We start from the raw sequence: 24,653 nt of genomic DNA, 5'->3' as shown, positions 1-24,653 counted from the left end.
CTGTGAGCTTAAAGAAAAAGGGCCGGGAAGTGATCTTCCCGGCCGATATTGTCTAATTCTCGAAGTAAGACCTAAGCAGTGCGCTGCGCACTGGATGGCGTAGTTTGCGAAGTGCCTTGGCTTCGATTTGACGGATACGTTCACGGGTGACGTTGAACAGCTTCCCCACTTCCTCAAGGGTGTGGTCGGACTTTTCGCCAATACCGAAGCGTTTGCGAAGAACCTGCTCCTCACGGGGGGTCAGGTCGGACAAGACAGATGCGATCTGCTCCCCGAGTTTGGTAGATACGACTTCTTCAGCAGGCGCAGCAGCCTTCTTGTCTTCGATGAAATCACCAAGACTTGAATCTTCCTCATCTCCAATGGGGGTCTCGAGGGAAATTGGTTCCTTGGCGATCTTGAGCACCTTCTTGACCTTTTCAAGCGGGTAATCCATGCGTTCGGCGATCTCCTCTGGAGACGGATCTCGCCCAAGTTCCTGTACAAGGTAACGAGAAGTGCGAATTAGCTTGTTGATAGTCTCGATCATGTGCACTGGAATACGGATTGTACGAGCTTGGTCCGCAATAGCGCGAGTGATTGCCTGACGAATCCACCAAGTTGCATAGGTCGAAAACTTATAACCACGCTGATATTCAAACTTGTCGACAGCCTTCATCAGGCCGATGTTTCCTTCCTGAATCAAATCCAAGAATTGCAGACCACGGTTGGTGTATTTCTTAGCGATGGAGACAACAAGTCGCAGATTGGCTCGAATAAGCTCTTGCTTGGCGTCCATGGCAGATTGGTTGCCGCGTTTGATACGCCACAGCACTTCTTCGAGATCATGTACAGAGTGGCAACACTTGTCCTGCAAGCGATGCATAATCTCCAATTTGCCTGCAAGCATTTCTTTGAAAGAAAAGAACTCTTCCACAGTCATGCCAAGTTTGTCGGCTGCCATGACAGGATTGATCTCTCGATCGTCCACGCCCTTGAATAACTCTTCAATTTCGCTCTTAGTTTGACCTACGGATAAGACGTATGCAGAGAGGTCGCGCTGACAGTTGTGCATTTGCCGCACGTAGTCGTTAACCGTCTCGATAATTCGGTCGATCAAAGTCTTTTCGAGCTTAATGTCACGAAGGCGACTGACGACGTCTTCTTTGTAGCCCAGAATATCCTTTTGGACACCGTAAACTCGCTTGTCTAAGCATGCACAGTAGTCAAGCTTTTCGTAAATCTTCTGCTTCTTATTGTAGAGCTTTTTGACCTCACCGAGAAGATGGATGACGCGCTGACGTTGGTTCATCTCATCTTCGCTGGGATCATCTTCCTCAATGGTTTTTACTACGTCCTTAAGTTTGACACGACCATCTTCGAGGTCCTCGCCAATGGAAATGAGTTCTTCCACTGCCACTGGAACTTCGATCAATGAGTACAGGACGTCCATCTCGCCGTTTTCGATCTTCTTGGCGATAACTACTTCGCCTTCACGATCGAGTAGCGGCACAGCACCCATTTCACGCAAGTACATGCGAACCGGGTCTGTAGATCGGGAAGCGTAATCTGCAGAATCCTCTTCATCTTTTTCTTCGAGCTTTAGATTCTTGCTATCGTCAGTATCAAACTTAACGGCTTCACCGTCTTCATCAACAAGGGCAATGCCCATTTGTTCGAAGATGGTATGAATTTCTTCAAGTTGTTCTGGAGAGTTGTAATCAGAAGGCAGTGCCTTGCTCAACTCATTGTACGTCAGGAATCCTTTTTTCTTACCTGCTGCGATAAGAGTTTTGATCTGCTGGATTTCCTTAATGTTGCTCATCGTCCCTCCTGAGAGATTCTTCCAAGGCCCGGAAACATTCATTTATTCGTTGGCGGTCACCGCTGACCTGTGCCAGTCGCAGGGCCTCTTTGAGCTGTCGTCTGCTGTGTTTTTGCTGTCCAACCGCGATTTTATTACAAATATGTTCCCATTCGTCCAGCAATTCATGCCCAGTAAGAATGGATTGCCGAACTTCCTCGCGACACTTGATGTAAAAGCCTTTCTCATGGTCTTCTAGCAGGCTCATAATTTGGGCGTGCTGTCCGTTTACAAGCTTTTGCCATAGTGCCCTAGCCCAATCGGTGCCGAGGATGGAGCCAAAACCCCGTTCATCCAGAGCCGGAATGTAATCCGGGTACTGAATAGGAAACTTTAAAAAATATCGATCGTCCTTTGCTTCCTTGCCCGTATCCATAAGTCCCGGTTGGGGAGATTGCATCGTCTGTGGGACCTGTTGCTGCGGAGGCTGCTGATAAGGATTGCGTGGCTGCCCTGATACGCCTGCGTCACGCCTGAAATCAGCCTCGGACAACCCCAGTCCACTTGCGATGCGCGGTAGGTAATACGCGCGCAAGGAACCATCTGACAAATCCGATAAAAAACTATTGGCCCAAGCCATAATATCCCTAGGTGCGAAATCTGCACGCAGGGTGTCCATACAAAATTGCAAACCATCTGGGGCTTCGCTCATGCATTTATCTAGCCCCATAGTACCCTGTTGCTGCAACAGGCTATCCACATCCTCGCCCTCGGGCATAAGAACGACCTTACAGGCCACACCTTGCAAGAGGATCATTCTGCTGCTCTTGAGCGCTGCCTTTCGGCCAGCTCCGTCACCATCAAAAATTAGATCGATACGTGAGCAAAATCCAGCTAATCGCTTCACCTGTTCAATTGTCAGGGCAGTGCCCAAAACACCACAAGAGTCGGTGTAGCCGAACTGATGGAGCGAGATGACATCCATGTACCCTTCTGTCAAAATGGCCCGTTTCGTTCGAGTCATAGTAGACCGAGCCAGATTCAACCCATACAAGTGGTCTCCCTTCTTATAAATAGGTGTATCAGAGCTGTTTAGGTACTTGGGTTCTCCATCTGTAATAATTCTGCCGCCAAAAGCAATAACCCGACCCGATAAATTTTGAATCGGAAATATGAGCCTTGCACGGAAGCGGTCGTAAATATTACCTTTATCATTATTTGACAAAAGTCCGGCATCCACTCCCTGTTGAGGAGTACGGCCTTTTGTCTTCAAAAAGTTATCCAATCCATGCCAATCTTCCGGACTGTATCCCAGTCCGAATTTATCGATCACTTCCTCTGTCATGCCTCGATTCATCAGGTACTTCCTAGCGATATCCCCTGAAACTGTGTGCAGGTTTCGCTGGAAGTAGCTCTGTGCTTCGTCGTGCATGTCCATGAGCATTTTCTGCTTTGCTTTGCGCTCTGCCGCATGGGGATCATGTGGCACATTGGCCAATTCGATGCCCGCCTCAGCAGCAAGTTGCTCCAGTGCTTCACGGAAGTCTAATCCGTTGATGCGCGAAAAAAAATCAATAACGTCACCGGACGCCTGACAGCCGAAGCAGTAGAAAAAACCTTCATCATCGTTAACCGACATCGAGGGCTTTGTCTCTTGGTGGAAAGGACATGGGGCCATAAACCGGCCAGAAACCGGTTTCAGATCCACATATCTACGAACAATGTCCGCGATGCTTATACGGGCCTTCACAGCCTCGATAGCACTTCTATCCACTTTAACTCCAAACAGATAAAACTGTTACTTCAACGTGACTTCGGTCATGCCGTCCCCGCCACGTTCTTCGTTGGCTAGGGAGAAGTTTGCAACAGCCGGATAGTGCTTGAGGAATTCATGCACTTCTCGGCGTAGTGCGCCTGTGCCACGTCCATGTACTATCTCCATCTTTCCTGCCCCTTTACGAAGCGCATCATCCAAAGCTCGTTCAAGTTGGGACAGCGCCATGTCTGCTCGATTTCCTCGCAGATCGACTTCAACCACCATGTCTGACGATGCTACAGTCTTGGATTTACCCTTTTTTGAGCCTGTAGCCTGCAACTTCGATGACTTGTCTGCCGGACCAAGGTGGTCAGCCTTGACCCACATAGCTACGCCGTTGATATCAACCTTGGCCTGTTTTTTACGGTCATTTATTTCTAAGACGGTTCCAGACTTATTCCATGCGAGATACGATACTTTTTTGCCGGGGACAATATCCTCAAAAGAAAAGGTTGGTTGATTTTTCTTTGATGGACCGACATTTATAACTTTTTCGCGCACCTGTGCTAATTTCTTTCGTGCTTCTTTACGGCCCAGTTTGTCAGCTTGCCATTGCTTGACTACGTCCTGTGCCTGCGACTGTATGTCGTTTAAAATTTTTGTGCGCTCTTTTTCAAAATGCTCTTCAAGGCGGTCACGTTTTTTCTGTAGCTTGGTACGTTCCTTTTCGACAGCATCCAGTTCTGCTTCCCGTTTGACTGCCATCTCATTGAGTCGGTCCAAAACAGAGGTTGTATCCGAGCCGTCTAGAAGTAAATACTTTTCAGCCCTCTCAAGAATGACACCTGGCAAACCGTGTTCACGGGCAACGTCTAGTGCAATGGATGCGCCCACCTGATCATAAGCAATTTTAAATAAAGGCTTTTTAGTGCCAGGATCAAACAGGACGCTCGCAGCGCGGACGGATTCGGAAGCCATTGCATAGGCCTTCAAAGCCGGAAAGTGTGTTGCAATGAATGTCGTTGCATTGCGTTCAACTAATGAATCAATTACAGCCTGTGCAAGAGCTGCGCCCTGTGTAGGGTCTGTACCTGCTCCAAATTCATCAAGAATGAATAGTGTTTGTCCGTCTACTTTGTCCCAGACACGCTTTAGATATTGGATCTGAGCTGTAAAAGTGGAGACATTTTCTTCAAGAGATTGCTCATCACCCATTACAACAAAAATATCAGTCCAAAGTGGCAAGGAACTGCCCTCTGCCGCTGGTACCGGAAGTCCAGCGAACGACATCAATGCGATAAGGCCCACGGTCTTGAGACAGACGGTCTTACCACCAGCATTACCACCACTTACAACCAGTGCTTTTTGTCCTTCAAGTAGTTCAATGTTGACTGGCTGGACATCTTCTTCTGCCAAAGCCAACAAAGGATGACGGGTTTTTATCAGGACTGGTGAACCGGATTCCACAATCTCAATGGCTCGGCCATCGTATCTAGTCGCTAAAGCAACTTTGGCCATAAGCACATCAAGGCCAACCAATCCGTGGTATGCTTCAAAAACACCGCATTGTTCCTGACGAATAAGTTCCGTAAGATATTTGAGGACCTTATACTCTTCCTCGCGCTCTTCGCGCTTAAGTTCTTGGAGACGATTATTGGTCTCCACCAGGAACATCGGTTCGAAATAACAAGTTTCACCAGTCTGCGAATAATCGTGAATAATACCCTTAGTTTTATTCTTAAAATTGACCTTTAGTGGCAGTACATAGCGATCGGACGAAATCGTCATGAATTCGTCCTGCAAGGCGTGACTCATATTTTCACGTAGTACGAAATCCTTGACGCGTTTAGTACAGCGTTGATGTATGGATCGAATTTCTTGGCGCACAGCCATCAAGTCCGGAGAACTTTCGTCTTTGATGCGTCCTTCAGGATCCAAACAACGGTTTATGGCAGAAACGGTTTTGGTCGGCCACTCATAGGCAAATAAAGAAGCCCATAAGTAATCCCACCCGCGATCTTCGAAGTTCCGCAGGGAGTCACGGGAGATACGAGTGGTATCTAATACTTGTTTGAGAGCGAAGAGATCATCCTGGTCGAGCACTCCTTTCATGTTATCAAGATAGGCGAACATGCCATCCAGATCGGGAAAAGACTTGATGCGGAAACCAGACTCCCCTGCCCATGAAGCAGCCTGCGCAAATAGAGTTGCGGCCTTATGGATATCATCCAAGGCATTAAGTGGCTTAATTTTCAAGCACGCAGAAGCGCCGGATTCAGACACGGCGAAACCGGATAGTACTTTTAGAATTTTGGGGAATTCCAATACCTGATGTGTTCTGGACTCCATGAGACCCACTTGCGGAAATGTTTGGATTTGACAACGACTAAGGCTGTTCAAAAAGGACCACCTGCCAGACGCGGAAAAAACTCAACACCGAAACGCTTATACGTCCGGTTTGAGTTTCTTCATCAGAAAAGCAGATGATGCTTTTTCAACAGCCTTACGAAAGCTTGGCCTTGACCATGTCGCTGGCTTTCTTGCCGTCGACCTGGCCTTTATGTGCTGCGAGCACTGCACCCATGACTTTGCCCATATCTGCCATGCTGGAAGCACCAGTGTTAGAGATGACCTTGTCAATAGCTTCGGAGAGCTCATCGTCGGCCAACTGTTTAGGCATGTATTGCTCAAGAGCAGTCAGTTCATCGGCTTCGGTCTTTGCGAGATCATCGCGACCGGCCTTAGTGTATTGATCAAAAGCGTCCTTGCGCTGTTTTACCTGTTTGGCAATCAGGTCAAGGACCGCATCGTCGGACAGAGAATCGGACTTTTCATCTACCATACGGTTTTTAATGGCCGTCTTGAGATGCCTCAAGACGGCCACTTTTACCGTAGCTTTGGCTTTGTAGGCCTCGATGTAGTCCTTGTCTATTTGCTTGGACAGACTCATGCTACATTCCACGCATTTTGCGCATTTTCTTTGCAAGCCTCTTCTTTGCGGCAGCTTTCTTTTTCTTCTTCTGCACGCTGGGCTTTTCATAGTGTTGACGCTTCTTCAATTCAGACAGAATACCTGCCTTTTCAACCTGCTTCTTGAAACGACGCAGGGATATATCGAAGTTGTCGCTATCGTCGAGATAAACGCCGGGCAATGTAAATCACCTCCTCGGTGAACCGCCCGCTTTTAATAATTTTGAATAAGCGGGCTGGCGAAATAAGAAACGTTACATATATTCCTTATGCAGAAATTGCAACCAAAAATATGTGATTATTTGAAATTTGCCTGTTGGATTCCCAAGTTAGGCTTAAAAAGAAAAAGCAGTCTGCTGCAATTCTGCGGCAGACTGCTTGAATTTATGCTGTATCTGCGTCTAATGGTCAGCCTTTTTGGCGTCGCGGATGGACTGCATGACAGTAATGAAGAGACCGAGGCCGATAACGCCAATAACCACATAAAGTACTCCGAAAAAGACGAAGTGGTCAGGCATCCACCAGGGCAGATCCATGGGCAGCGGGCTGTGAACGGTTTCGCCGTGAATCATTATAATATCTCCTGGTTACTTAACGGCGTCCTTGAGGAGCTTGCCGGGACGGAATTTGACGACCTTAGTGGCCGGAATCTTGATTTCTGCGCCAGTGCGGGGGTTACGGCCTACACGAGCTTTGCGTTCTTCAACGGCAAATGTGCCGAAGCCCGTCAGGGTCAGCTTGCCTTCGCTTACCAGGGTGCCTTCCACAGCATCAAGGAAAGCGTTAAGGGCCTTTTCGGCACCAGCCTTGGTCAGGTTGGCTTTCTCAGCAATTTTGACAACCAATTCAGCCTTTGTCATCAGTCCTTCCTCCTCAATGAGATTTACCTAAAGTATCGGTATGAAGCTTTTGGCGTATGCACAAGTCCGCCTTGCTTCTTTCCTACCAAACGTTCTCTTTGGGCTTTAATGGAACTTTCAATTTGTGTCCAGCCCGTCAAGCCAAAAAAACCGAAAAAAACGCCGTCATATGGCGCTTTCAGGGAATTCTTCGCATTGAAAACCAGCCTCAAAATCATTTCAAAGATACCGGAGAGCCCTTTGAAATCGCCATTTTTTGTGAAAATATGCACTAAATGAACTTTGATAGGCCCCGAAACTGTGATGGTGTGAGATTCTCAGGCCTTGCCTTGGGGGAAACCTTCTCTCTTTGGAACCAAGCCTCCATTTCAGGTGTCCATTGCTTTTTTAAAATTGTGGACAGCTGTTTCCGTCGTTTTTGAAATAACATTTTGATTAGACGGGCAAGAGCTTCTGGATTGTCTGGCATTTCCTCGACTGTTAGGGGTTTGAACAAGACAACTGCAGAGTCTACCTTTGGTTGGGGGCGAAACACTGTGGGCGGAACTTTGAAAAGATAGCGCGTTTTAGCGAAGTTCCTCACCCAAGCGGTCAGACCTCCATAAGACTTGTTACCGGGTTCGGCTGTCAGGCGCTGAGCTACTTCGTGCTGAACCATAAAAACAGCTCTCTCCAGAGTCTTCACCTTACTAACAATATCCCAAATTAGCTTGGAACCAACATTGTATGGCAGGTTGCCAGCAATCTTACACAACTCATCGTTATTGAGGGATTCCCACTCAAATTTGAGTGCATCGGTGTGAATGATGTTCAGTTGAGGGTATTCTTCGCCCAAATGTACAATCAGATCGTCGTCCATTTCCAGGACAGTGTATCTTGCAGGCTGACCTTCATAAATGAATTTTGTGATGGCTCCCTGTCCTGGGCCTATTTCTATTATATAATCTTCAGACTTTGGATCGATTGCATCTACGATCCTGCGGCAAATATTTGGGTCTTGCAGGAAGTTTTGTCCCAAACTCTTCTTAGCCCTGTGATTTAATTTATTACTCATGGTGTTCTCCGTTGCTGCACATCTAGCTGATGTCCTTGTCCTGCGCAACTTTATTGACACAATATCAGTATAAAACGTATGAGTCATCGGTATTCATTTCAGGAGGATTTTATGAATTTACGCGAGTACGTCCGGGATATCCCCAACTACCCCAAAGAGGGGATTATGTTTTTTGACATTACCCCCATTCTCAAGAGCCCCAAAGCGTTGAAGTACGCTGTGGATGCTTTGGCCGAAAAATTCCAAAATTCTGGTGCCACCAAAATTGTGGCAGCTGAAGCGCGCGGTTTCCTGTTCGGCACCCCACTAGCCTGCAAGATGGACATTGGTTTCATCCCAGTCCGTAAACCCGGCAAACTCCCTTTCAAGAACTGTTCTGTTACTTATGATCTTGAATATGGCACTGATACTTTGTGTATGCATGAAGATGCCCTTGAAAAGGACGACAAAGTTTTGATCATCGATGATCTGCTTGCGACCGGTGGCACTGCAGCTGGCATGGTTCAACTGGTCAAAAACACTGGCGCCGAGATTATTGGAAGCGGCTTTGTTGTTGAGCTTGGTTTTCTCAATGGCGGGCAAGTTATGCGCGATGCAGGCGCTGAGCCCATATCTTTACTCACCATTGATTAGTCCGGGAGCATTATGACTAAAATAGGCATCATTGGAGGCAGTGGGCTTGATAATCCGGATATCCTACAGGATGCCCGAGACGCGACGATGTCAACAGGGTACGGCACACCTTCAGCTCCTCTCAAGGAAGGCGTTATCGAAGGCAAGGAAGTAGCAATTTTGGCCCGTCACGGTCGCGAACACACCATTCCGCCCACGTTCGTCAACAATCGCGCCAATATTATGGCGCTGAAGGAAGCTGGGTGCGATCTGATTCTAGCCACTACAGCTTGTGGTTCTCTTCGTGAAGAGATTGATAGAGGACATTTGGTCATTCTTGACCAGTTTATCGACTTCACCCGCCGCCGCGTGGTTTCTTTTCATGAAGAATTTGATCCTCATGGCGCCGTCCATACCGGAATGGCCGATCCTTTTGACGAGAAGCTGCGTACACTGCTTAATAAAGGTTGTGACAATTTAGGCATTACGCATCATAAACATGGCTGTGTGGTTACTGTCGAAGGTTCTCGCTTCTCAACTCGCGCTGAGTCAAATATGTTCCGCATGTGGGGCGCTGACGTTATCAACATGAGTGTCGCACCGGAGTGCATTCTGGCTAATGAAGCAGGCATTCCATACGCTGCAGTAGCGATGAGCACGGACTACGATTGCTGGAAAACAGACGAGGCTCCCGTTACTTGGGAAGAAATTCTTGAAGTTTTCAAAGGCAATGTGGAAAAAGTTGTTTCCTTGATCAAGGAAACTATTAAGAATATTGACTAATCCGTCTGATAAATAATGAATTGTACAAATGCGTCTGAAACGTGTGACCTGCTCATTCGTGCTGATGTGGTTGTGACGCAGGACGACTCCCGCACCATTGTTAATGAGGCGGGAGTTGCTGTGTCTGATGGTCTTGTCGTTGAAGTTGGCTCTTACGACGAACTTAATAGTCGTTTTGCTCCTGAATCGCATTTGGATATGTCTGGCAAGATGCTTATGCCGGGACTTGTTAATGGGCATATTCATCTTCCCATGACATTGTTTCGTGGTTACGCAGACGATATGCCACTCATGCAGTGGCTAGAAGATCATATCTGGCCTGTCGAGTTCAAATTAACAGACGAAATGTTGAAAATTGGGGCACGAATTGGTTGTGCAGAGCTTCTTCGTTCTGGTTGCACTGCATTTCTCAATGGGTACTTTTATGAGTATATAACTGGCGAGGTGGCTTCAGCTTGCGGTTTGCGGGCTGTTCTTGGTGAAGGCTTTTTCAGCTTTCCATCACCCCACTTCCCCACTGCCCAGCATTGCTGGGATACAATTAAAGAACTCAATGATCGCTTCATAGAAAATCCTCTGATTCGCACAGCAGTTACACCACATGCGGCATTCACGGTCCGCCCTGAATTGTTGACTGAAAGTTACGAACTGGCTTGTGATCTCAATATACAGTGGCAGACTCACATTGCAGAGTCGCCGGTGGAGACGGATATTTGTCTCAAAAAGTACGGTAAACGTCCTATTGAAATTCTACGTGATGCAGGGGTCCTTTCAGAGCGAACAACCCTGGCTCACTGTGTGGATTTGACGGATGATGAAGTAGCCCTGCTTGCCGAGACTGGTGTGACAGTAGTTCATAATCCGGCATCCAACCAAAAGTTATGTTCGGGGCTGGCTCCTGTGCAGAAATTATTGGATGGCGGAGTACATGTGGCATTGGGGACGGACGGTGCTTCTAGTAATAATGGTTTGAACATGTTTCGTGACATGGGATTAGCCGGATTGGCCGGAAAAATTCAAGGAATGGATGCTTCGGCGGTCCCAGCACAGGCTGTGCTGGATATGGCAACCCGAGGTTCCGCCCGTGCACTTGGCTGGCCCGAGCTTGGGCGTATTCAAAAAGGATGCCCTGCAGACATTATCGCATTGGACCTTGCAAGTCCTAATATGATGCCTATGTACAACCCTGTGTCTCATGCGGTGTACGCCGCGACTGGGGGTGAAGTGTGCATGACTATGGTGGCTGGAGAAATTTTATATCTTTACGGAGATTTCAGATCATTAGACGTAAGAGCCTTACGTGACGAGGCTTTTCGGGCGAAATCGTGGGTTTTGAAGACGGCTGAAAATCAAAAATAAGTCTAAAAAAACTTGACAACACCCGCCGAGGGTGCATATCGAATTCTGCTCTTGCACCAATATAAGTTAATAATTGCTCATTAAGCGTAATTTAGCCGCACCAATTTTTAGGAGGAAGGCATATTATGGCCAAGAAAAAAGTTGTTTCCCTGGAAGGGGCCGTTAAGACCGATGCAGGTTTGACCTACAAGGGTGTTGTAATGGCTCCCGTTGTCGAGAAGTGTGAAGGTTGCGAACGTGTCGCTGAAGTTGAAGGCGAAAAGTTCTGCCCTACCTACGCTCAGCCTGAGAAGAAATGGGCTCACGGTGTCTGTAACTTTGCTACCCACGTCCGTGCTGAGATGGATAAGGGCGGAAAGGTTAAGGTCAACCCGCTCAAGGCTTCCAAGCGCGCTGCTCGCGGTCGCTAGAAACCATCGTTCTCGAAAAAAGGCGGGGCTTGTCCCCGCCTTTTTTCGTTTATGGACTTTAATTCATAGGTTATACAAGGACACTCACCTACACGGAGGGATCAAATGGATATCCTTTTCAAGACACTCGACCAACAGTCCGAAGCAGTAGTTGAACTGCAGACCAAGCTTACGGCAATTCCAGCTCTCGGCCCCTTAAATGGTGGCGAAGGAGAAAAGGATAAGGCTGAATTTCTGCTAGATCACCTCAAGTCAATGGGCATCAAGGATATTCGTGAGTTCCGAGCTCCAGCAGATGACGTGCCCTGTGGGTATCGTCCAACTGTAGCTGCTATCATTCCTGGTGAGAATACCGAGCAAACTTTGTGGGTTATTTCTCACATCGACATCGTGCCTCCAGGAGATCTTTCCTTATGGAAGACTGATCCCTACACCCTCGTTCGTGATGGTGATATCATTGTCGGCCGTGGTGTGGAGGATAACCAGCAGGGAATTGTTTCTTCTCTGCTTACGGCTCAGGCCATCCTGGACAACAATCTGACCCCAACTGTTAACTACGGCATGCTTTTCGTCGCAGACGAAGAAACTGGAAGTGCCTACGGTCTTGATTATATGGTTCGTGAACATGGTGATCTGTTTAAGAAGGATGATCTTTACTTGATTCCTGACTTCGGTGAAGCCACTTCAGAATCGGTTGAGGTGGCTGAAAAATCCATGTTTTGGTTGAAGGTAATTGTTGAAGGTAAGCAGTGTCACGCCTCTACTCCAGATCAGGGTATTAATACTTTGGTTCCGTGTGCGGATTTTATTTTGCGTATTCAAGAACTGGAGAATATTTTCGACGCTGAAAATCCCATTTACGATCCGCCTCGCTCTACTTTTCAACCTACCCAAAAAGAAGCCAATGTAGAGAACATCAATACCATTCCTGGGCGAGATGTGTTCTATGTCGATTCCCGAGTCATGCCTAATTACGATCTGGATGAGGTCTTGGATAAGATCAAGGAGTTTGGCTCTGAGGTAGAGAAGAAATACGGTGTGGCGATTTCCTACGAAGTCGTGCAGCGTGAACAGGCTGCGCCAGCCACTCCTGTGGACAGTCCAATTGTGAAAAAGGTCATTGGAAGTGTAAAAAAAGTTTACAACAACAGTCCGCGTCCTGTGGGAGTAGGTGGTGGCACCGTTGCTGCGATTCTTCGACACAAAGGATACGATGCAGTTGTTTGGGCCACTTTGAACCACTGCGCACATCAGCCCAATGAGTGGGCATCCATCAAAAACACCATCGGCGATGCAAAGGTTATTGCCGATATATTGTTTTAATCCGGGCAACGGGACTCCTGCAATGAAACCACCCTATCCTGATCAGTTTGATCTAATTGTTGTGGGCGCGGGCCATGCTGGCTGTGAAGCTGCCATGGCAGCGTCTCGTCTCGGTCTCAAAACCTTGCTTTTGACTATCAACGCCGACCGCATCGGCCATCTTTCCTGTAATCCTGCCATCGGTGGTTTGGCCAAAGGACACATGGTTAAAGAGATTGATGCATTAGGCGGCATGATGGGCCTTTGGGCGGACGCTGCAGGTATTCAATTTCGCATTTTGAATACTCGCAAAGGGCCGGCAGTTCGCTCCAGTCGTGCCCAGATTGATCGTGCAGAGTACATGCGTGTTGTCCAGAAATCGATTTATTCTCAGGATAACCTTTGGGTCTTTCAGGATACTGCTGACACCGTTCTCACTGAACATGGTCGTGTTTCCGGTGTGCGCACTCAGCTTCAGCAAACATTTCAGTCTAAGTCTGTGTTGTTGACCACAGGTACCTTTTTGCAAGGGCTCATGCATGTAGGACTTACAAGTATTAAGGGGGGGCGTTTTGGCGATCCCGCTTCAAATTCTTTGTCAAACTCTCTGCGCAATCTTGGATTTGATTTAGGGCGCCTCAAAACGGGAACTACTCCACGCCTGCTTAAATCGTCTATTGATTTTGACAAGATGGAGATTCAGCCTGGTGACAATCCGCCTGTTCCATTTAGTTTTCGCAATAAGACGGTTCCCATGCAGCAGGTGCCCTGTTACCTAACGTATACAAACGAAAAGGCTCACGAGGCTATTCGGTCAGGCTTTGATCGTTCTCCTATGTTCACAGGTGTAATTGAAGGCACTGGAGCGCGCTACTGTCCCTCCATTGAGGACAAAGTTGCCCGTTTCCCAGATAAAGATCGCCATCAGATTTTTGTTGAACCGGAAGGGTTGGATCATCCGGAAATGTACCCCAGTGGGATTCCCACCAGCCTACCCTTTGATGTGCAAAAAGAGATGGTTTCCGCCATCGTTGGACTCGAGAATGCCCAAATAGTACGTCCTGGATATGCTATCGAGTACGATTTTATACCGCCCACCCAGCTTAAGCCTACTTTGGAGTCTAAACTTGTACCCGGACTTTACATGGCAGGCCAAATTAATGGCACTTCCGGTTACGAGGAAGCAGCTGCACAGGGCTTATGGGCCTCTTTGAATGCTGCTTGTAAACTCTTGGAGCGTGAACCGTTCCTTTTATCTCGGGACCAAGCCTATATGGCTGTTTTGGTGGATGATTTGGTTACCAAAGGGACCAATGAGCCATATCGTATGTTTACTTCTCGAGCTGAACATCGTTTGCTTCTGCGTGAAGGCAATGCAGACGAGCGTTTAACACCAATCGGCCGTGAACTCGGTCTGGTGGATGACACTCATTGGGCTTTATACACTGCTAAGCAGATAAAAATGCAGGCAGTTATGGAAGCCATGAAGACTATTCGCATTCGTCCAAATGCTGAAACTCGTGAGATCATCCACTCCATCGGTGCCGCAGTGCCGGGCAAAGCTGTAGAATTGGCCGCTTTGCTTCGCCAACCGCAAATGGAAATCGAGAAATTGGCGCCTTTCTATCCAGAATTAGAAGAAATGGATGAAGACGTTCTTCGTGAGGCAGAAACTCAGATTCGATATGAAGGTTATCTCGTCAAGCAGGCCGATCTTGTTGCAAAATTCCATTTGCTTGAAGATGTGACGTTGCCTGCCGACATCGATTTTGATTTAGTTTCTGGTCTCACTACTGAAGTGCGGGAGAAGCTCACCAAGGTGCAACCTATGACTCTTGGGCAAGCGAGTCGCATCTCTGGAATCACCCCAGCAGCAATATCCTGTCTTGAAATTCATCTTAAAAAACTCGGCTTCTTATAACAGAAGCGTTCCTTCTCCCTATTGACAGCCGGTTCTCCACTGTCTAAATATTCCAATTATATTGAAGCCCACATATGTAGGGGGTTTCATATCGGCAAGTCATAAACATTTTGGAAGGAGTCTGGTCTTGGACGAAGGATCTGACAGTCGATTTACCAACATTTTCAAAAAAATATTTGGCTCCAACGGACAAGATCTTGAGGAGCACATCCTCGAAGCACGAGCCGAGGGAGAAATCGAGGGCGACGAAGTTTCAATGCTCCTCAATATCCTCGATTTTGACGAAAAAGAGGTTACGGAAATCATGGTTCCACGTACAGACATGGACTGTGTCGCAGTGGATAGCAGCGTGAAAGACGTCGCCTCAGTCATTCTTAATGAGGGATCTCACTCCCGAATTCCCATATATAAAGACACCAAGGATCACATTGTGGGGGTTGTGCATGCCAAAGATCTGCTTGCCCCATTACTCGACGGCAACGGAGATCAACCTATTGAAGGTTTGATGCGACCGGCTTTTTTCGTCCCTGAGGAGATGTGTCTCGATGATGTTCTTTCCGCTTTCAAGAGAGAAAAGATACACCTAGCCATTGTTCAGGATGAATATGGTGGCACCTCTGGGATAGTGACTATGGAAGACGTTCTTGAAGAGATCGTAGGCGAAATAGCTGATGAATATGATCAAGACCGTCCCGACGAAATCGAAGAACTGTCTGACGATGTTTTCATCGTATCCGGTCGTGTGCCCTTGGATGAAGTTTGTGATCGATGCAGCCTTTGCCTGGAGAGTGAAGATGTTGATTCCATCGGTGGTTTTGTCGCCGCCATGGCTGGACGTATCCCCAATGTTGGGGAGTTTTTTACCTTTGACGGGAAACGATTTACCGTTTTGGAAGCTGATGAACGTCAAGTTTGGGCCATTCGCATCGAACCTCTAGAAGGCGTATAAATTGTTTTCTCTCGTTCTTGTCGGCACTCTCGGAGCTTGGCTGGGATTTGCTAATCCTGTTTTACAATTTCCTTTGGCTGCTCTAGCCTTTCCTTTGGCTCTCACTTGGATTGGTCTTCGTGCCATCTCTTTGAAGCAAGCCTTTAAGTTTGGTTGGTTTGCAGGTCTACTTGCTGGCATTGGCTGTTATTACTGGATGGTAATTCCAGTTCAGACTTACGGTGGGCTTCCATGGTTTATCGCTCTTCCTTGCCCCGTTGTATTGGCCGCTGCCATGGGAATTTACTACGGCCTCTTTTCAGTTGCTATGTACCAGGCAGGCCAAAAACTTGAAGGCATCCCTTTGTGTCTATTAGCAGGACTGACTTGGGCTTCTCTGGAAATGTTAATGGGGTGGCTGTTTTCTGGTTTCCCTTGGACAAATCTTGCTTCAGCTTTTGCACCTTGGCCATTTGCTATACAAGGAGCAGCACTGTTAGGCGCATACGGGCTTTCAGGTGTGTTGACTATGCTCGCAGTCGCAGCGCTCCTATTCTCCACCTACCGTAGCACGCTATACCTTTCAATTTCTTTGTCTATCGGCATCTGTGCCTTTGGTGTACTTAGGATAAGTCATTTCAACGGTCCTAAGGCATCATATCCTATTTCAATTATTCAAGGAAATATTGATCAAGGTGCCAAATGGGATCCTGAGTATCAAGCAGCTACAGTTAAAAAATATGCAACCTTGACCTTGCAGGCCATTAGTCATTTCCATCCCAAGGTTGTCATCTGGCCTGAAACTGCTATGCCATTTTATTTTCAGGATAAGACTCCTTATAAAAAAGCTGTTCAAATCCTTGCCAAAGACAGTCGAACTCCTATCATTACAGGCTCTCCTGCGTATAAAGTTATTGATGCCAAAGCACGTAAGTACGTTCTCTACAACCGTGCATGGTTAGTAGACGATACTGGGCGAGCTCTCCAGCGGTACGACAAAGAACACCTGGTCCCTTTTGGCGAATATATGCCATTTGAGGAGTGGATTCCGTTTAAAAAATTAGTGCAGGCTGCAGGAGATTTTGTTCCAGGAGACAACAACCAGCCTATCATTATCGACGGCGTTGCTCTTGGAATGTTGATTTGTTATGAAGGCATCTTTCCGGAACTTGCTCAACAACAGGTAGAACGTGGTGCGAGCGTGATTCTGAACATCAGTAATGACGCATGGTTTGGAGAGACTTCCGCCCCAAATCAACATCTAAATCTGACAATTTTACGTGCCGTTGAACAAGGACGTTGGTTGGTGCGCTCTACAAACACAGGTATCTCTGCTTTTGTCGATCCGTTGGGGCGTATTACTGCCATGAGTACTCAATTCAAGGCAGAGCATTTGAACGCATTCGTCGCCCCGATAAATGATACCACACCGTTCCACAGGAATTACGACTTAATCGCTAGATCAATCTACGCTCTGACTGTTGCGATGTATGGTTTATTTGTGTTCGGTGCCAGAAGAAAAGAACAGTAGGATAATATTAAGTAATGAAAGAATTTCCTGAGCTTAAAGCCGTATCGACGGATCTTTTAGATCAATTTGAGTCTCTTTGGGGGCGTCTTTGACTATACTGAAACCAAGAATAGACTTGATGAAATAGAATTGGAACTTTCAAAACCTGGAGCATGGGATAAGCCTGATGCGCTCACTCCTGTGCTAAAGGAAAAAAGCCAACTTAGTATCAAACTCGGAATGTACGACGACCTTGTTGAAGCAAAAGACGACCTTGATGCATGGCTTGAATTGGCACAGGAAGAGGCAGATGGGGAAACATTGAATGCTTTAGATGCCCAAGTGCACTTGTTCCGCTCTCGTCTAGCTGGAACCGAGTTGGCTACAATGTTTGCTTTTGAACACGATAAAAACAATGCTATTCTTGAAATTCATCCTGGAGCTGGCGGTGTCGAATCACAAGATTGGGCCGAGATGCTTCTGCGAATGTACACTCGCTATGGGGAGCGTAAGGGATTTAAAGTAAATCAATTGGATTTTCAGCATGGCGATGAAGCTGGAATTAAGAGTGTGACTATACAAATAGAGGGATTGTATGCCTATGGACTTCTCAAGGGAGAAGCTGGAGTACATCGACTAATTCGTATATCGCCCTTCGACTCTTCTGGTAGAAGGCACACCTCTTTCGCTTCTGTTGATGTCTATCCCGACATGGATGATGACATTGAAATCGATGTGAAGGAAGAAGATCTGCGTATTGATACTTTTCGATCAAGTGGCCCCGGTGGTCAAAGTGTGAACAAGACTAGTTCTGCCGTGCGAATCACCCACATACCCACTGGAATTGTTGCTCAGTGTCAAAATGAGAAATCACAGCACAGAAATAAAGCAACTGCCATGCGTCTGGTGAAGGCACGGTTGTATGAAGCTGAACTCAAAAAAATTGAGGAAAGCCGTCGACAAGACTATCAGGCCAAGGAAGCCATTGCTTGGGGAAGTCAGATCCGCACCTATACACTCCAACCATACCGGCTGGTCAAAGATCATCGCTCCAACAGCGAAACAGGTAATGTCGAGGCGTTTCTTGATGGCGACCTAGACGAAATGATCCGCAACTACTTACTCTTTATGCATGCCCATGGACAAAACACTTAAATTTCCGCAAAACGAATTGGCCACAGAGCTTGCCGTACTTCGAGAGGAATTAGGAAACCGCTTCTTCTCTGGAGAAGATGGGGATGCTTCTGATGCCGTTTGGGTCTTTCGACTGTTTCAAGGTGTGTCACCTAGCGAATGGGAAGATCTCTCTAGCAAGCATAATCTGAGCGGCTGGCTAAGCTTGCCGATTGATGGTGACGCTTTTCCGCATCTTAAGCGTTTTCAGGAGACACTTGAACGTCTTGCTTATCAAACTGAGCATGATGCCCTTACTGGATTGGCAAATCGACGAGCTTTTGACCGTACTCTTGATATTGAAATTGAACGGTCAAAGCGAGCACGGACTCCCCTTTCACTTGCTATTTTTGATTTGGATAACTTTAAATCCATCAATGATACATATGGTCATCCCAAAGGAGATGAAGTGTTGTCCTCTTTTGCTCAGAAGCTTGAGCAAACAACTCGGCGCTATGACTTAGCTGCTCGATATGGTGGAGAGGAATTTGCTTTGATTATGGCAGGATCTGGGGTGGTCAAAGCGCAACGTCTTTTAAGTCGTCTTCTTAATGAATTTCGGGAAATTGAGTTTGTATCTCCCGATGGTGCTAAAATCTTTAATGTTACCTGCTCTGTAGGTCTTACTTGCTACAAGGGCTCCGTAGATATAACCGCTGATGAGTTCATTAAGTTGGCTGATGATGCGTTGTATGAAGCCAAGACCTCTGGCAAAGATCAAGTCAAGGTTTCAAAGCTACCCTTTGTGGACAATGTACCTAATGACACACTGGTTCATGCAAACGAAAAGCAATTCCTTTTTGGTGGAAATTAACGGAGATAAGTCATGAACGATAACAATACACTTAGCCTGTCCATCATGAGCGGCAAAGGCGGAGTTGGAAAAACTAATATTGTCCTAAATCTGGGGTATGCACTTCATGAGGCGGAAATGACCGCCATGCTCATGGATTGTGATCTTGGCTTAGCCAATCTTGACGTTCTACTCGGGATATCGCCAGAAAGAAATTTGCACGATTTAATGCAGACAGGTGTTGACGCCGAAGATGTTCTTGTCCCTATTGAGGACGGGTTCGATATGCTGCCAGCCACTAGCGGTGTGCCTGAATTGGTTGAGATGGATGAAGATATGCAGGATATCTTGTTCAAGAAACTCATTACTCTTGCGGGTGAATATGACTATCTCATGCTTGATTTAGGTGCTGGCATTAGCCATACGGTTCTATCGTTTGCTGCCCTGACCCAACTTCGGATTGTCGTGGTTACTCCAGAGCCGACATCACTGACCGATAGCTACGCCATGATTAAAGTTTTGGCGACACAGCATAATGTTAAGGATTTCCTAGTAATCGTAAACCAAGCAGTATCGGCTAGTGAAGCAAAGCAGACTTTTGACAGACTGTCTGCTGCCTGTAAAAACTTCTTGAATATCGAGCTTCGAAATCTCGGCTTCATTCACCAAGATCAGACTCTCGTTGAGTCTGTTCGTCGTCAAACGCCGCTGATGAAATTTGCTCCGAATGCTCCAGCAAGTAAAGATATCAAGATGTTAGCGCAAAAGATTATGCGTTACAGGGAGGCCAATATAGAGCGAATTGCTGGGCGTCCTATTCTTAAAGACTTCCCTTCTGTGTGAAATTATAAATAAGGGGTTGACGAAAAGAGTTATTTTTCGGCATAGTTAGTGAGAATTTTAGAAGAGTTCCGTGTTTTGTTGCCCGAAAGGCCTCAAAATGGGGCTTTCGGTTAACTCTATAGTTCCAGGGGGACACTATGAACAAGAGCGAATTGATTAAGGCTCTGTCTGAAGAGAAAAAAATGCACGTTGACGAAGCCACCAAGGTGGTCGGAGCCTTCGTCGATTCCGTCAAGGAAGCCCTTCTCCGTGGTGACCGAGTCGAAATCCGTGGCTTTGGCAGCTTCAAAATCAAGGACTATGAAGGCTACACTGGCCGTAACCCGAAGACAGGTAGTGTCGTTCAGGTTCGTCCTAAAAAGCTTCCCTTCTTCCGTCCTGGTAAAGAGTTGAAAGAATTTATTAACGACTAAAATGCGTTGGTTTTCATACTGCCTGCTTGTGGCGGCAATTCTTTTATCTTGTGAGTTCGCACGAGCAGGTCAGCCGTTGCTGACAATTCTCTACTCAGCAAATACGTATGGCACGGTGCGGCCATGCCCTTCTTGAGGCGGTAAGACTCTTGGAGGGGTGGCCCGGCGGGCCACGTATTTTTTAGACGCTAAAAAGTCAGATCAGCCCATACTTCTCGTTTCCGGTGCTTGGGAGTTCATGGTTCCTGGCGGCAAAAAACCTGCTGCTGAATTGGTATCCGGTCTTGCAAAATCCTATGATTTAATGAACTATGACATCGCCATGCTCGCACAGGATGAAGCCAACTATTTTGGTCATCTAGGTGTCAACGTCGACCAGACGAGAAATGCTGCCAAGGATGCACCTTTTACCAAGGTAAAGACTTCGTCGGGTGATTCGATAGGATTTATTCGATTCCCTTCTCTGAGGAAGGGGCATGATGCTCCTGCAGAAGGAATCATCCGAGAAATTACTAGTTTGGTCAAAAAGCACCAAGATGAGGTCAAACTCTTGATCGGTCTTTCCGACTGGGGGTGGGCTGCTGAGCGCGAGTATCTGGCACAATCGCCGGAATACACTCCCGATTTCTTGTTTGGAAGCGGTTATGGCTCCGGCGTTAATGGACGTGTTGAGGCTGACGGCCGATGCGTCTGGGTTCGCCCATATGATAAAGGTCGAACAATAAATGAGGTCAGGATTTTTTCATGGCCTGATCGTTCTCAACCTTTTGTTTGGGAAGAACCTAATGCCGTCATGTCTCTTTCAGTTGGACTTGGCGACAATTATGCCGACAACCCGGACGTGAGCGCCATATTACATTAGGGTGCTTCATGCCCCTTTTTATAAACCCGCAGCTTTCCGCTTTACAGGAGGGGATGATCATGGAACTCAGAGGAGCTTTCACTGCCCTCTCGACACCGTTTAAAGACGGTCAGATCGACGAGACAACTTATCGCGACTTCATTGAATGGCAAATTGAACAAGGTATTGATGGCCTTGTGCCCTGCGGCACCACCGGTGAAGCCGCTACTCTGACTCATGAAGAACAGGGACGTATCATCAAAATTTGTGTTGAACAGGCCAAAGGTCGCGTTCCTGTGATTGCTGGTGCTGGCTCTAACAGTACACGCGAAGCTATCGAATTGACCAAGATGGCTAAAGATGCTGGTGCAGACGCAGCTTTGCAAATTACACCTTATTATAACAAGCCAACTCCCGGTGGATTGGTAGAGCACTTTAAGGCAATTGCAGCCGAAGCCTCTATGCCATTCGTTATTTACAACGTTCCAGGGCGTACCGGTTTAAATCTTTTGCCAGAACATCTCAAAATGATCACTGACGCAGTTCCCGAGGCCATTGCAGTCAAGGAAGCTACAGGTAATCTTAATCAAGGAGCTCAGGTCATTGAGCAATGTGGTAAAGATTTCAATCTGCTTTCCGGCGATGACTTTACTGTCCTTCCACTTCTTTCCGTTGGTGGATGTGGTGTTATTTCTGTTATTTCAAACATAATGCCTGCGGCAATGAGCGGAATGTGTAAAGCCTTCTTTAATAAGGATCATGAGAAAGCTCTTGATCTGAGTTTGAAAATGGCTCCGGTCAATCGTGCCATGTTCATGGAGACTAATCCGATTCCGGTCAAAACTTCTCTCAACATGATGGGAATTTTCCCTGAAGCCTCATTCCGTCTTCCAATTGTCCCGATGCAAGAAGACAACAAGCCGAAGCTTAAAAAAATACTTAAAGAAGCTGGCGTTATATAATTTTTGATCAGGGCTTTTTTCGGTCATCCCAAGCGGAGCAACGTTTGTTGCTCCGCTTTTTTTGCTATGTATCGGTGTTAAAATTATAATTTTAATAAAATGGCCCGCCAGCACAACGCTGACGGGCCTGACTTTGCGCACTATTTTAGTCTAGTAGACTAGCCTTCGAAGGCCTTGATGAAGTTGGGGGCAACCTGCTTTTTGCGGCTCATCACGCCGTCCAGGTAGACGGGAGCGCCGTCAGTTGCAACGCCGAAAGCCTTTTCGACAACAGACGGATCGTCAGAGGCAATAAGCATCTCAGAGCCTTCCTTCATGATGTCAGTCAAAAGCAGGAAGACGGAGTGACGACCATCAGCTTTGACTTTTTCGATTTCAGCCTGAAGAGCTTCTTTGTGAGCGTCCAGCATAGACAAATCAACAACTTCCAGCTGGCCAATACCAACTTTGTTGCCGGACATGTCAAAGTCTTTGTAGTCGCGGAAAACAAGTTCATTCGGGGTAGCACCGTCAACAGCAGACTTGACTTTGAACATTTCCATGCCCAGAGCCATAACATCTTCAACGCCGGCGATTTTAGCCAGTGTTTCTACTGCTTCCTTGTCCTGCTCAGTGCAGGTCACGGACTTGAACATGACGGTATCGCTCAGAATGGCGCACAGCAAGATGCCTGCAACATTAGCCGGAACTTCAACGTTGTAGAAATCGTACATGGCCTTGATGACAGTACCGGTACAGCCAACAGGCCACACCCACATTTCCAGCGGGTTGGGGGTGGTAACATCACCCAGTTTGTGGTGATCAACAACAGCAAGAAGTTCACCCTTGTCCAAGTTGTCGATGGTCTGGGAGATATCGGTGTGGTCAACCAAGATGATCTGCTGGTCGGTAGCGTCGGTGACGATCTCGGGAGCAGTGAAGCCGAACTTCTCAAGCACGAAAGCAGTTTCAGGAGCGATTTCGCCCTGAGTGATAGCTTTGGCTTCCTGGCCACGCTTGGTGAAAAGATCAGCGACAGCAATCGCGGAAGCGACGGTATCGGTATCGGGGTTTTTGTGTCCAACAACCAAAATTGCCATATCTAAAGTCCTCCTAATTAAATTACTCCTGAAATCAGGAAAATTACCTCTGAAATAGAATGTGCCAAATATCACAATCTTTCCCACCTGTGCAAGTTAAAACAGGTGAAAAAACACAATATCGAACGAAAAAATTTTAGATACTCATAGAGGCTAGGTAAAAGGCAACAAGAGCTGTGCCTATTGCCAATACGACATAAACACGCTTAAGCCTAAGAGCCATGAGACCTCCCAATGTTGCGGCAATCCAAAGGTGGGCCCATGTTATGTCGATTGAAAGCAAGAAGCCGGGAAACAATGATATAAATGCTTGAAATGTGAACATCAGAACAAGCAGACATAAATAAAAAGTTGAAAAGGAAAAAATAAGCTTCCGGCCGATAGCCCGCGCTACGAGAATTGATGGCACATTCTGATCCTTAGGATTCCGAGACCAATTGAGAAGTGAGTTGTAGCTCCCCTTCTCCTGTTCACGTAGAATGAACTCTAATTTAGCCCCAACCCAAGCCAAAGGCATGCTCATAAACAGAATGCCCATAATCCGTCCAGGGGCGCTGAATCCAAAATATGTTGTGAGCGATAATGCGGCAAAGGTCGCTGCCGTTAAGTGTGGTGGGATATACGTTCCAACAGGTATGAGATCCAACCAAAAAAGCTCAAAAAAGATTGCTATATATAAACTGGTTTCAATATCCCCAGTGAAGAGCGCCCAGAACAATCCAACAACGAGTGGACGTTCTAGAAGTCCGAGACTAAGTGAGAAACGGAAGAGAGAAAAGAGGGCAAAAAAAAAGCGACCAGTGCGAACCAAAGATATGGACTAGCAACAGACATATCTAGAACCTCACCTGAATAGGATCATTGGGTACGCAACGGAAATCAAGCTCTACGCCTTTTTGGGATAATTGTTTGAGACAGCTTTCATCATCGTCAGAGAGTGCTACACTAGGGGAAATTTGCTTTTTCCCAGGGCTATAATGAACGTTACCAATATTCAAAACTTCAAATCCGAATCCACATTCATATGCACGTTTGGCATCCGGACAAGAAGAAAAAAGAACCAAAATAGATTCTGATTCACCTGAATCTTTTCTCTCTTCAATTTCATCAGCGAGTTGCTCGATCGAACAAAAAATACAAGAGATGGTTTGAGGGATAGCCAGTGACATGATTTCTTGCTGCAACATATCTGCGGCAAGAGCATCATTTGAAACAATCACAGTTTTGGCGCCTGTGTGCGGAAGCCAAGTTTCTATGATCTGCCCATGAATCAACCTATTGTCGATGCGTACAAGAGTCAC

Annotated in this window: 26 protein-coding genes; 15 read left to right on the top strand and 11 right to left on the bottom strand. The window is 46.8% G+C overall.

The window, feature by feature from the left end; translation table 11 throughout:
- Positions 1 to 52 precede the first annotated feature (52 nt).
- From rpoD to HFN16_RS15250, 7 genes are all read right to left on the bottom strand, one after another.
- The gene (rpoD, locus tag HFN16_RS15280; protein ID WP_168891580.1) at positions 53 to 1,804 is read right to left on the bottom strand and encodes an RNA polymerase sigma factor RpoD; all 1,752 of its coding nucleotides are present in this window, start codon (positions 1,802 to 1,804) and stop codon (positions 53 to 55) included.
- Positions 1,791 to 3,557, bottom strand: a complete 1,767-nt coding sequence (dnaG, locus tag HFN16_RS15275; RefSeq protein ID WP_168891579.1) for a DNA primase — start codon at positions 3,555 to 3,557, stop codon at positions 1,791 to 1,793. The genes rpoD and dnaG overlap by 14 nt, the downstream gene beginning before the upstream one ends.
- Positions 3,558 to 3,581: 24 nt before the next feature.
- Entirely contained in the window at positions 3,582 to 5,888 is a 2,307-nt protein-coding gene (locus HFN16_RS15270) for a Smr/MutS family protein (protein ID WP_168891578.1), read from the bottom strand.
- Between the two features lie 154 nt (positions 5,889 to 6,042).
- Positions 6,043 to 6,489, bottom strand: coding sequence for a GatB/YqeY domain-containing protein (locus HFN16_RS15265; protein ID WP_168891577.1), 447 nt, complete (start codon positions 6,487 to 6,489; stop codon positions 6,043 to 6,045).
- Between the two features lies 1 nt (position 6,490).
- Positions 6,491 to 6,691 carry a 30S ribosomal protein S21 gene (rpsU, locus tag HFN16_RS15260; RefSeq protein ID WP_015413817.1) on the bottom strand — a complete coding sequence of 67 codons (201 nt, stop codon included), beginning with the start codon at positions 6,689 to 6,691 and terminating at the stop codon, positions 6,491 to 6,493.
- Between the two features lie 219 nt (positions 6,692 to 6,910).
- Positions 6,911 to 7,081 (bottom strand): hypothetical protein, encoded by a 171-nt coding sequence (locus HFN16_RS15255; protein WP_168891576.1) that lies wholly within the window; start codon positions 7,079 to 7,081, stop codon positions 6,911 to 6,913.
- Positions 7,082 to 7,096: 15 nt separating this feature from the next.
- Positions 7,097 to 7,369 (bottom strand): HU family DNA-binding protein, encoded by a 273-nt coding sequence (locus HFN16_RS15250; protein ID WP_168891575.1) that lies wholly within the window; start codon positions 7,367 to 7,369, stop codon positions 7,097 to 7,099.
- A 56-nt stretch (positions 7,370 to 7,425) separates the two neighbouring features.
- Here HFN16_RS15250 and HFN16_RS15245 point away from each other — a divergent pair, with 56 nt between their 5' ends.
- A complete protein-coding gene (locus HFN16_RS15245) occupies positions 7,426 to 7,644 on the top strand; it encodes a hypothetical protein (protein ID WP_168891574.1) in 219 nt (72 codons plus the stop codon).
- Here the strand turns inward: HFN16_RS15245 and rsmA are convergent.
- On the bottom strand, positions 7,641 to 8,423 hold the full coding sequence (rsmA, locus tag HFN16_RS15240; protein ID WP_168891573.1) for a 16S rRNA (adenine(1518)-N(6)/adenine(1519)-N(6))-dimethyltransferase RsmA: 783 nt from the start codon (positions 8,421 to 8,423) through the stop codon (positions 7,641 to 7,643). The two genes, HFN16_RS15245 and rsmA, sit on opposite strands and share 4 nt — an antisense overlap.
- 111 nt (positions 8,424 to 8,534) lie before the next feature.
- Here rsmA and HFN16_RS15235 point away from each other — a divergent pair, with 111 nt between their 5' ends.
- The 14 genes from HFN16_RS15235 to dapA all read left to right on the top strand — a co-directional run bounded on the left by HFN16_RS15235 (position 8,535) and on the right by dapA (position 22,273).
- On the top strand, positions 8,535 to 9,056 hold the full coding sequence (locus HFN16_RS15235; RefSeq protein ID WP_168891572.1) for an adenine phosphoribosyltransferase: 522 nt from the start codon (positions 8,535 to 8,537) through the stop codon (positions 9,054 to 9,056).
- Between the two features lie 12 nt (positions 9,057 to 9,068).
- Entirely contained in the window at positions 9,069 to 9,818 is a 750-nt protein-coding gene (gene mtnP / locus HFN16_RS15230; protein WP_168891571.1) for an S-methyl-5'-thioadenosine phosphorylase, read from the top strand.
- A gap of 15 nt (positions 9,819 to 9,833) precedes the next feature.
- Entirely contained in the window at positions 9,834 to 11,177 is a 1,344-nt protein-coding gene (locus tag HFN16_RS15225) for an amidohydrolase (RefSeq protein ID WP_168891570.1), read from the top strand.
- A gap of 125 nt (positions 11,178 to 11,302) precedes the next feature.
- Entirely contained in the window at positions 11,303 to 11,587 is a 285-nt protein-coding gene (locus HFN16_RS15220; RefSeq protein WP_168891569.1) for a PxxKW family cysteine-rich protein, read from the top strand.
- A 105-nt stretch (positions 11,588 to 11,692) separates the two neighbouring features.
- On the top strand, positions 11,693 to 12,910 hold the full coding sequence (locus HFN16_RS15215; RefSeq protein ID WP_168891568.1) for a M20 family metallo-hydrolase: 1,218 nt from the start codon (positions 11,693 to 11,695) through the stop codon (positions 12,908 to 12,910).
- 22 nt (positions 12,911 to 12,932) lie between these two features.
- A complete protein-coding gene (gene mnmG / locus HFN16_RS15210) occupies positions 12,933 to 14,810 on the top strand; it encodes a tRNA uridine-5-carboxymethylaminomethyl(34) synthesis enzyme MnmG (protein ID WP_168891567.1) in 1,878 nt (625 codons plus the stop codon).
- Positions 14,811 to 14,937: 127 nt separating this feature from the next.
- Positions 14,938 to 15,759, top strand: coding sequence for a hemolysin family protein (locus HFN16_RS15205; protein ID WP_168891566.1), 822 nt, complete (start codon positions 14,938 to 14,940; stop codon positions 15,757 to 15,759).
- Position 15,760: 1 nt separating this feature from the next.
- On the top strand, positions 15,761 to 17,269 hold the full coding sequence (lnt, locus tag HFN16_RS15200; RefSeq protein WP_168891565.1) for an apolipoprotein N-acyltransferase: 1,509 nt from the start codon (positions 15,761 to 15,763) through the stop codon (positions 17,267 to 17,269).
- 14 nt (positions 17,270 to 17,283) lie between these two features.
- A protein-coding gene (gene prfB / locus HFN16_RS15195) for a peptide chain release factor 2 (protein WP_247648354.1) occupies positions 17,284 to 18,403 on the top strand; the annotation gives its coding sequence in 2 pieces (ribosomal slippage) (positions 17,284 to 17,358 and positions 17,360 to 18,403; 1,119 coding nt in all).
- On the top strand, positions 18,387 to 19,235 hold the full coding sequence (locus tag HFN16_RS15190) for a GGDEF domain-containing protein (protein ID WP_247648353.1): 849 nt from the start codon (positions 18,387 to 18,389) through the stop codon (positions 19,233 to 19,235). Before prfB ends, HFN16_RS15190 begins: the two co-directional genes overlap by 17 nt.
- Positions 19,236 to 19,247: 12 nt before the next feature.
- A complete protein-coding gene (locus HFN16_RS15185) occupies positions 19,248 to 20,057 on the top strand; it encodes a MinD/ParA family protein (protein WP_168891563.1) in 810 nt (269 codons plus the stop codon).
- Positions 20,058 to 20,194: 137 nt separating this feature from the next.
- Positions 20,195 to 20,470, top strand: a complete 276-nt coding sequence (locus HFN16_RS15180; RefSeq protein ID WP_168891562.1) for an HU family DNA-binding protein — start codon at positions 20,195 to 20,197, stop codon at positions 20,468 to 20,470.
- Between the two features lie 238 nt (positions 20,471 to 20,708).
- Positions 20,709 to 21,332, top strand: coding sequence for a hypothetical protein (locus HFN16_RS15175; protein ID WP_168891561.1), 624 nt, complete (start codon positions 20,709 to 20,711; stop codon positions 21,330 to 21,332).
- A gap of 59 nt (positions 21,333 to 21,391) precedes the next feature.
- Positions 21,392 to 22,273, top strand: coding sequence for a 4-hydroxy-tetrahydrodipicolinate synthase (gene dapA / locus HFN16_RS15170; RefSeq protein ID WP_168891560.1), 882 nt, complete (start codon positions 21,392 to 21,394; stop codon positions 22,271 to 22,273).
- Between the two features lie 158 nt (positions 22,274 to 22,431).
- On the opposite strand, the gene HFN16_RS15165 is transcribed toward dapA, so the two are convergent.
- From HFN16_RS15165 to HFN16_RS15155, 3 genes are all read right to left on the bottom strand, one after another.
- A complete protein-coding gene (locus tag HFN16_RS15165; RefSeq protein ID WP_168891559.1) occupies positions 22,432 to 23,352 on the bottom strand; it encodes a manganese-dependent inorganic pyrophosphatase in 921 nt (306 codons plus the stop codon).
- A 136-nt stretch (positions 23,353 to 23,488) separates the two neighbouring features.
- Positions 23,489 to 24,163 carry a PTS sugar transporter subunit IIC gene (locus HFN16_RS15160; RefSeq protein WP_168891558.1) on the bottom strand — a complete coding sequence of 225 codons (675 nt, stop codon included), beginning with the start codon at positions 24,161 to 24,163 and terminating at the stop codon, positions 23,489 to 23,491.
- Positions 24,164 to 24,188: 25 nt separating this feature from the next.
- On the bottom strand, positions 24,189 to 24,653 hold the full coding sequence (locus tag HFN16_RS15155) for a PTS sugar transporter subunit IIB (RefSeq protein ID WP_168891557.1): 465 nt from the start codon (positions 24,651 to 24,653) through the stop codon (positions 24,189 to 24,191).

The organism is Pseudodesulfovibrio sp. zrk46 (genome assembly GCF_012516435.1).
Lineage (GTDB): Bacteria > Desulfobacterota > Desulfovibrionia > Desulfovibrionales > Desulfovibrionaceae > Pseudodesulfovibrio.
Note: the sequence above shows the minus strand (reverse complement) of the source record. Positions and strands in the feature narration are given on the sequence as shown.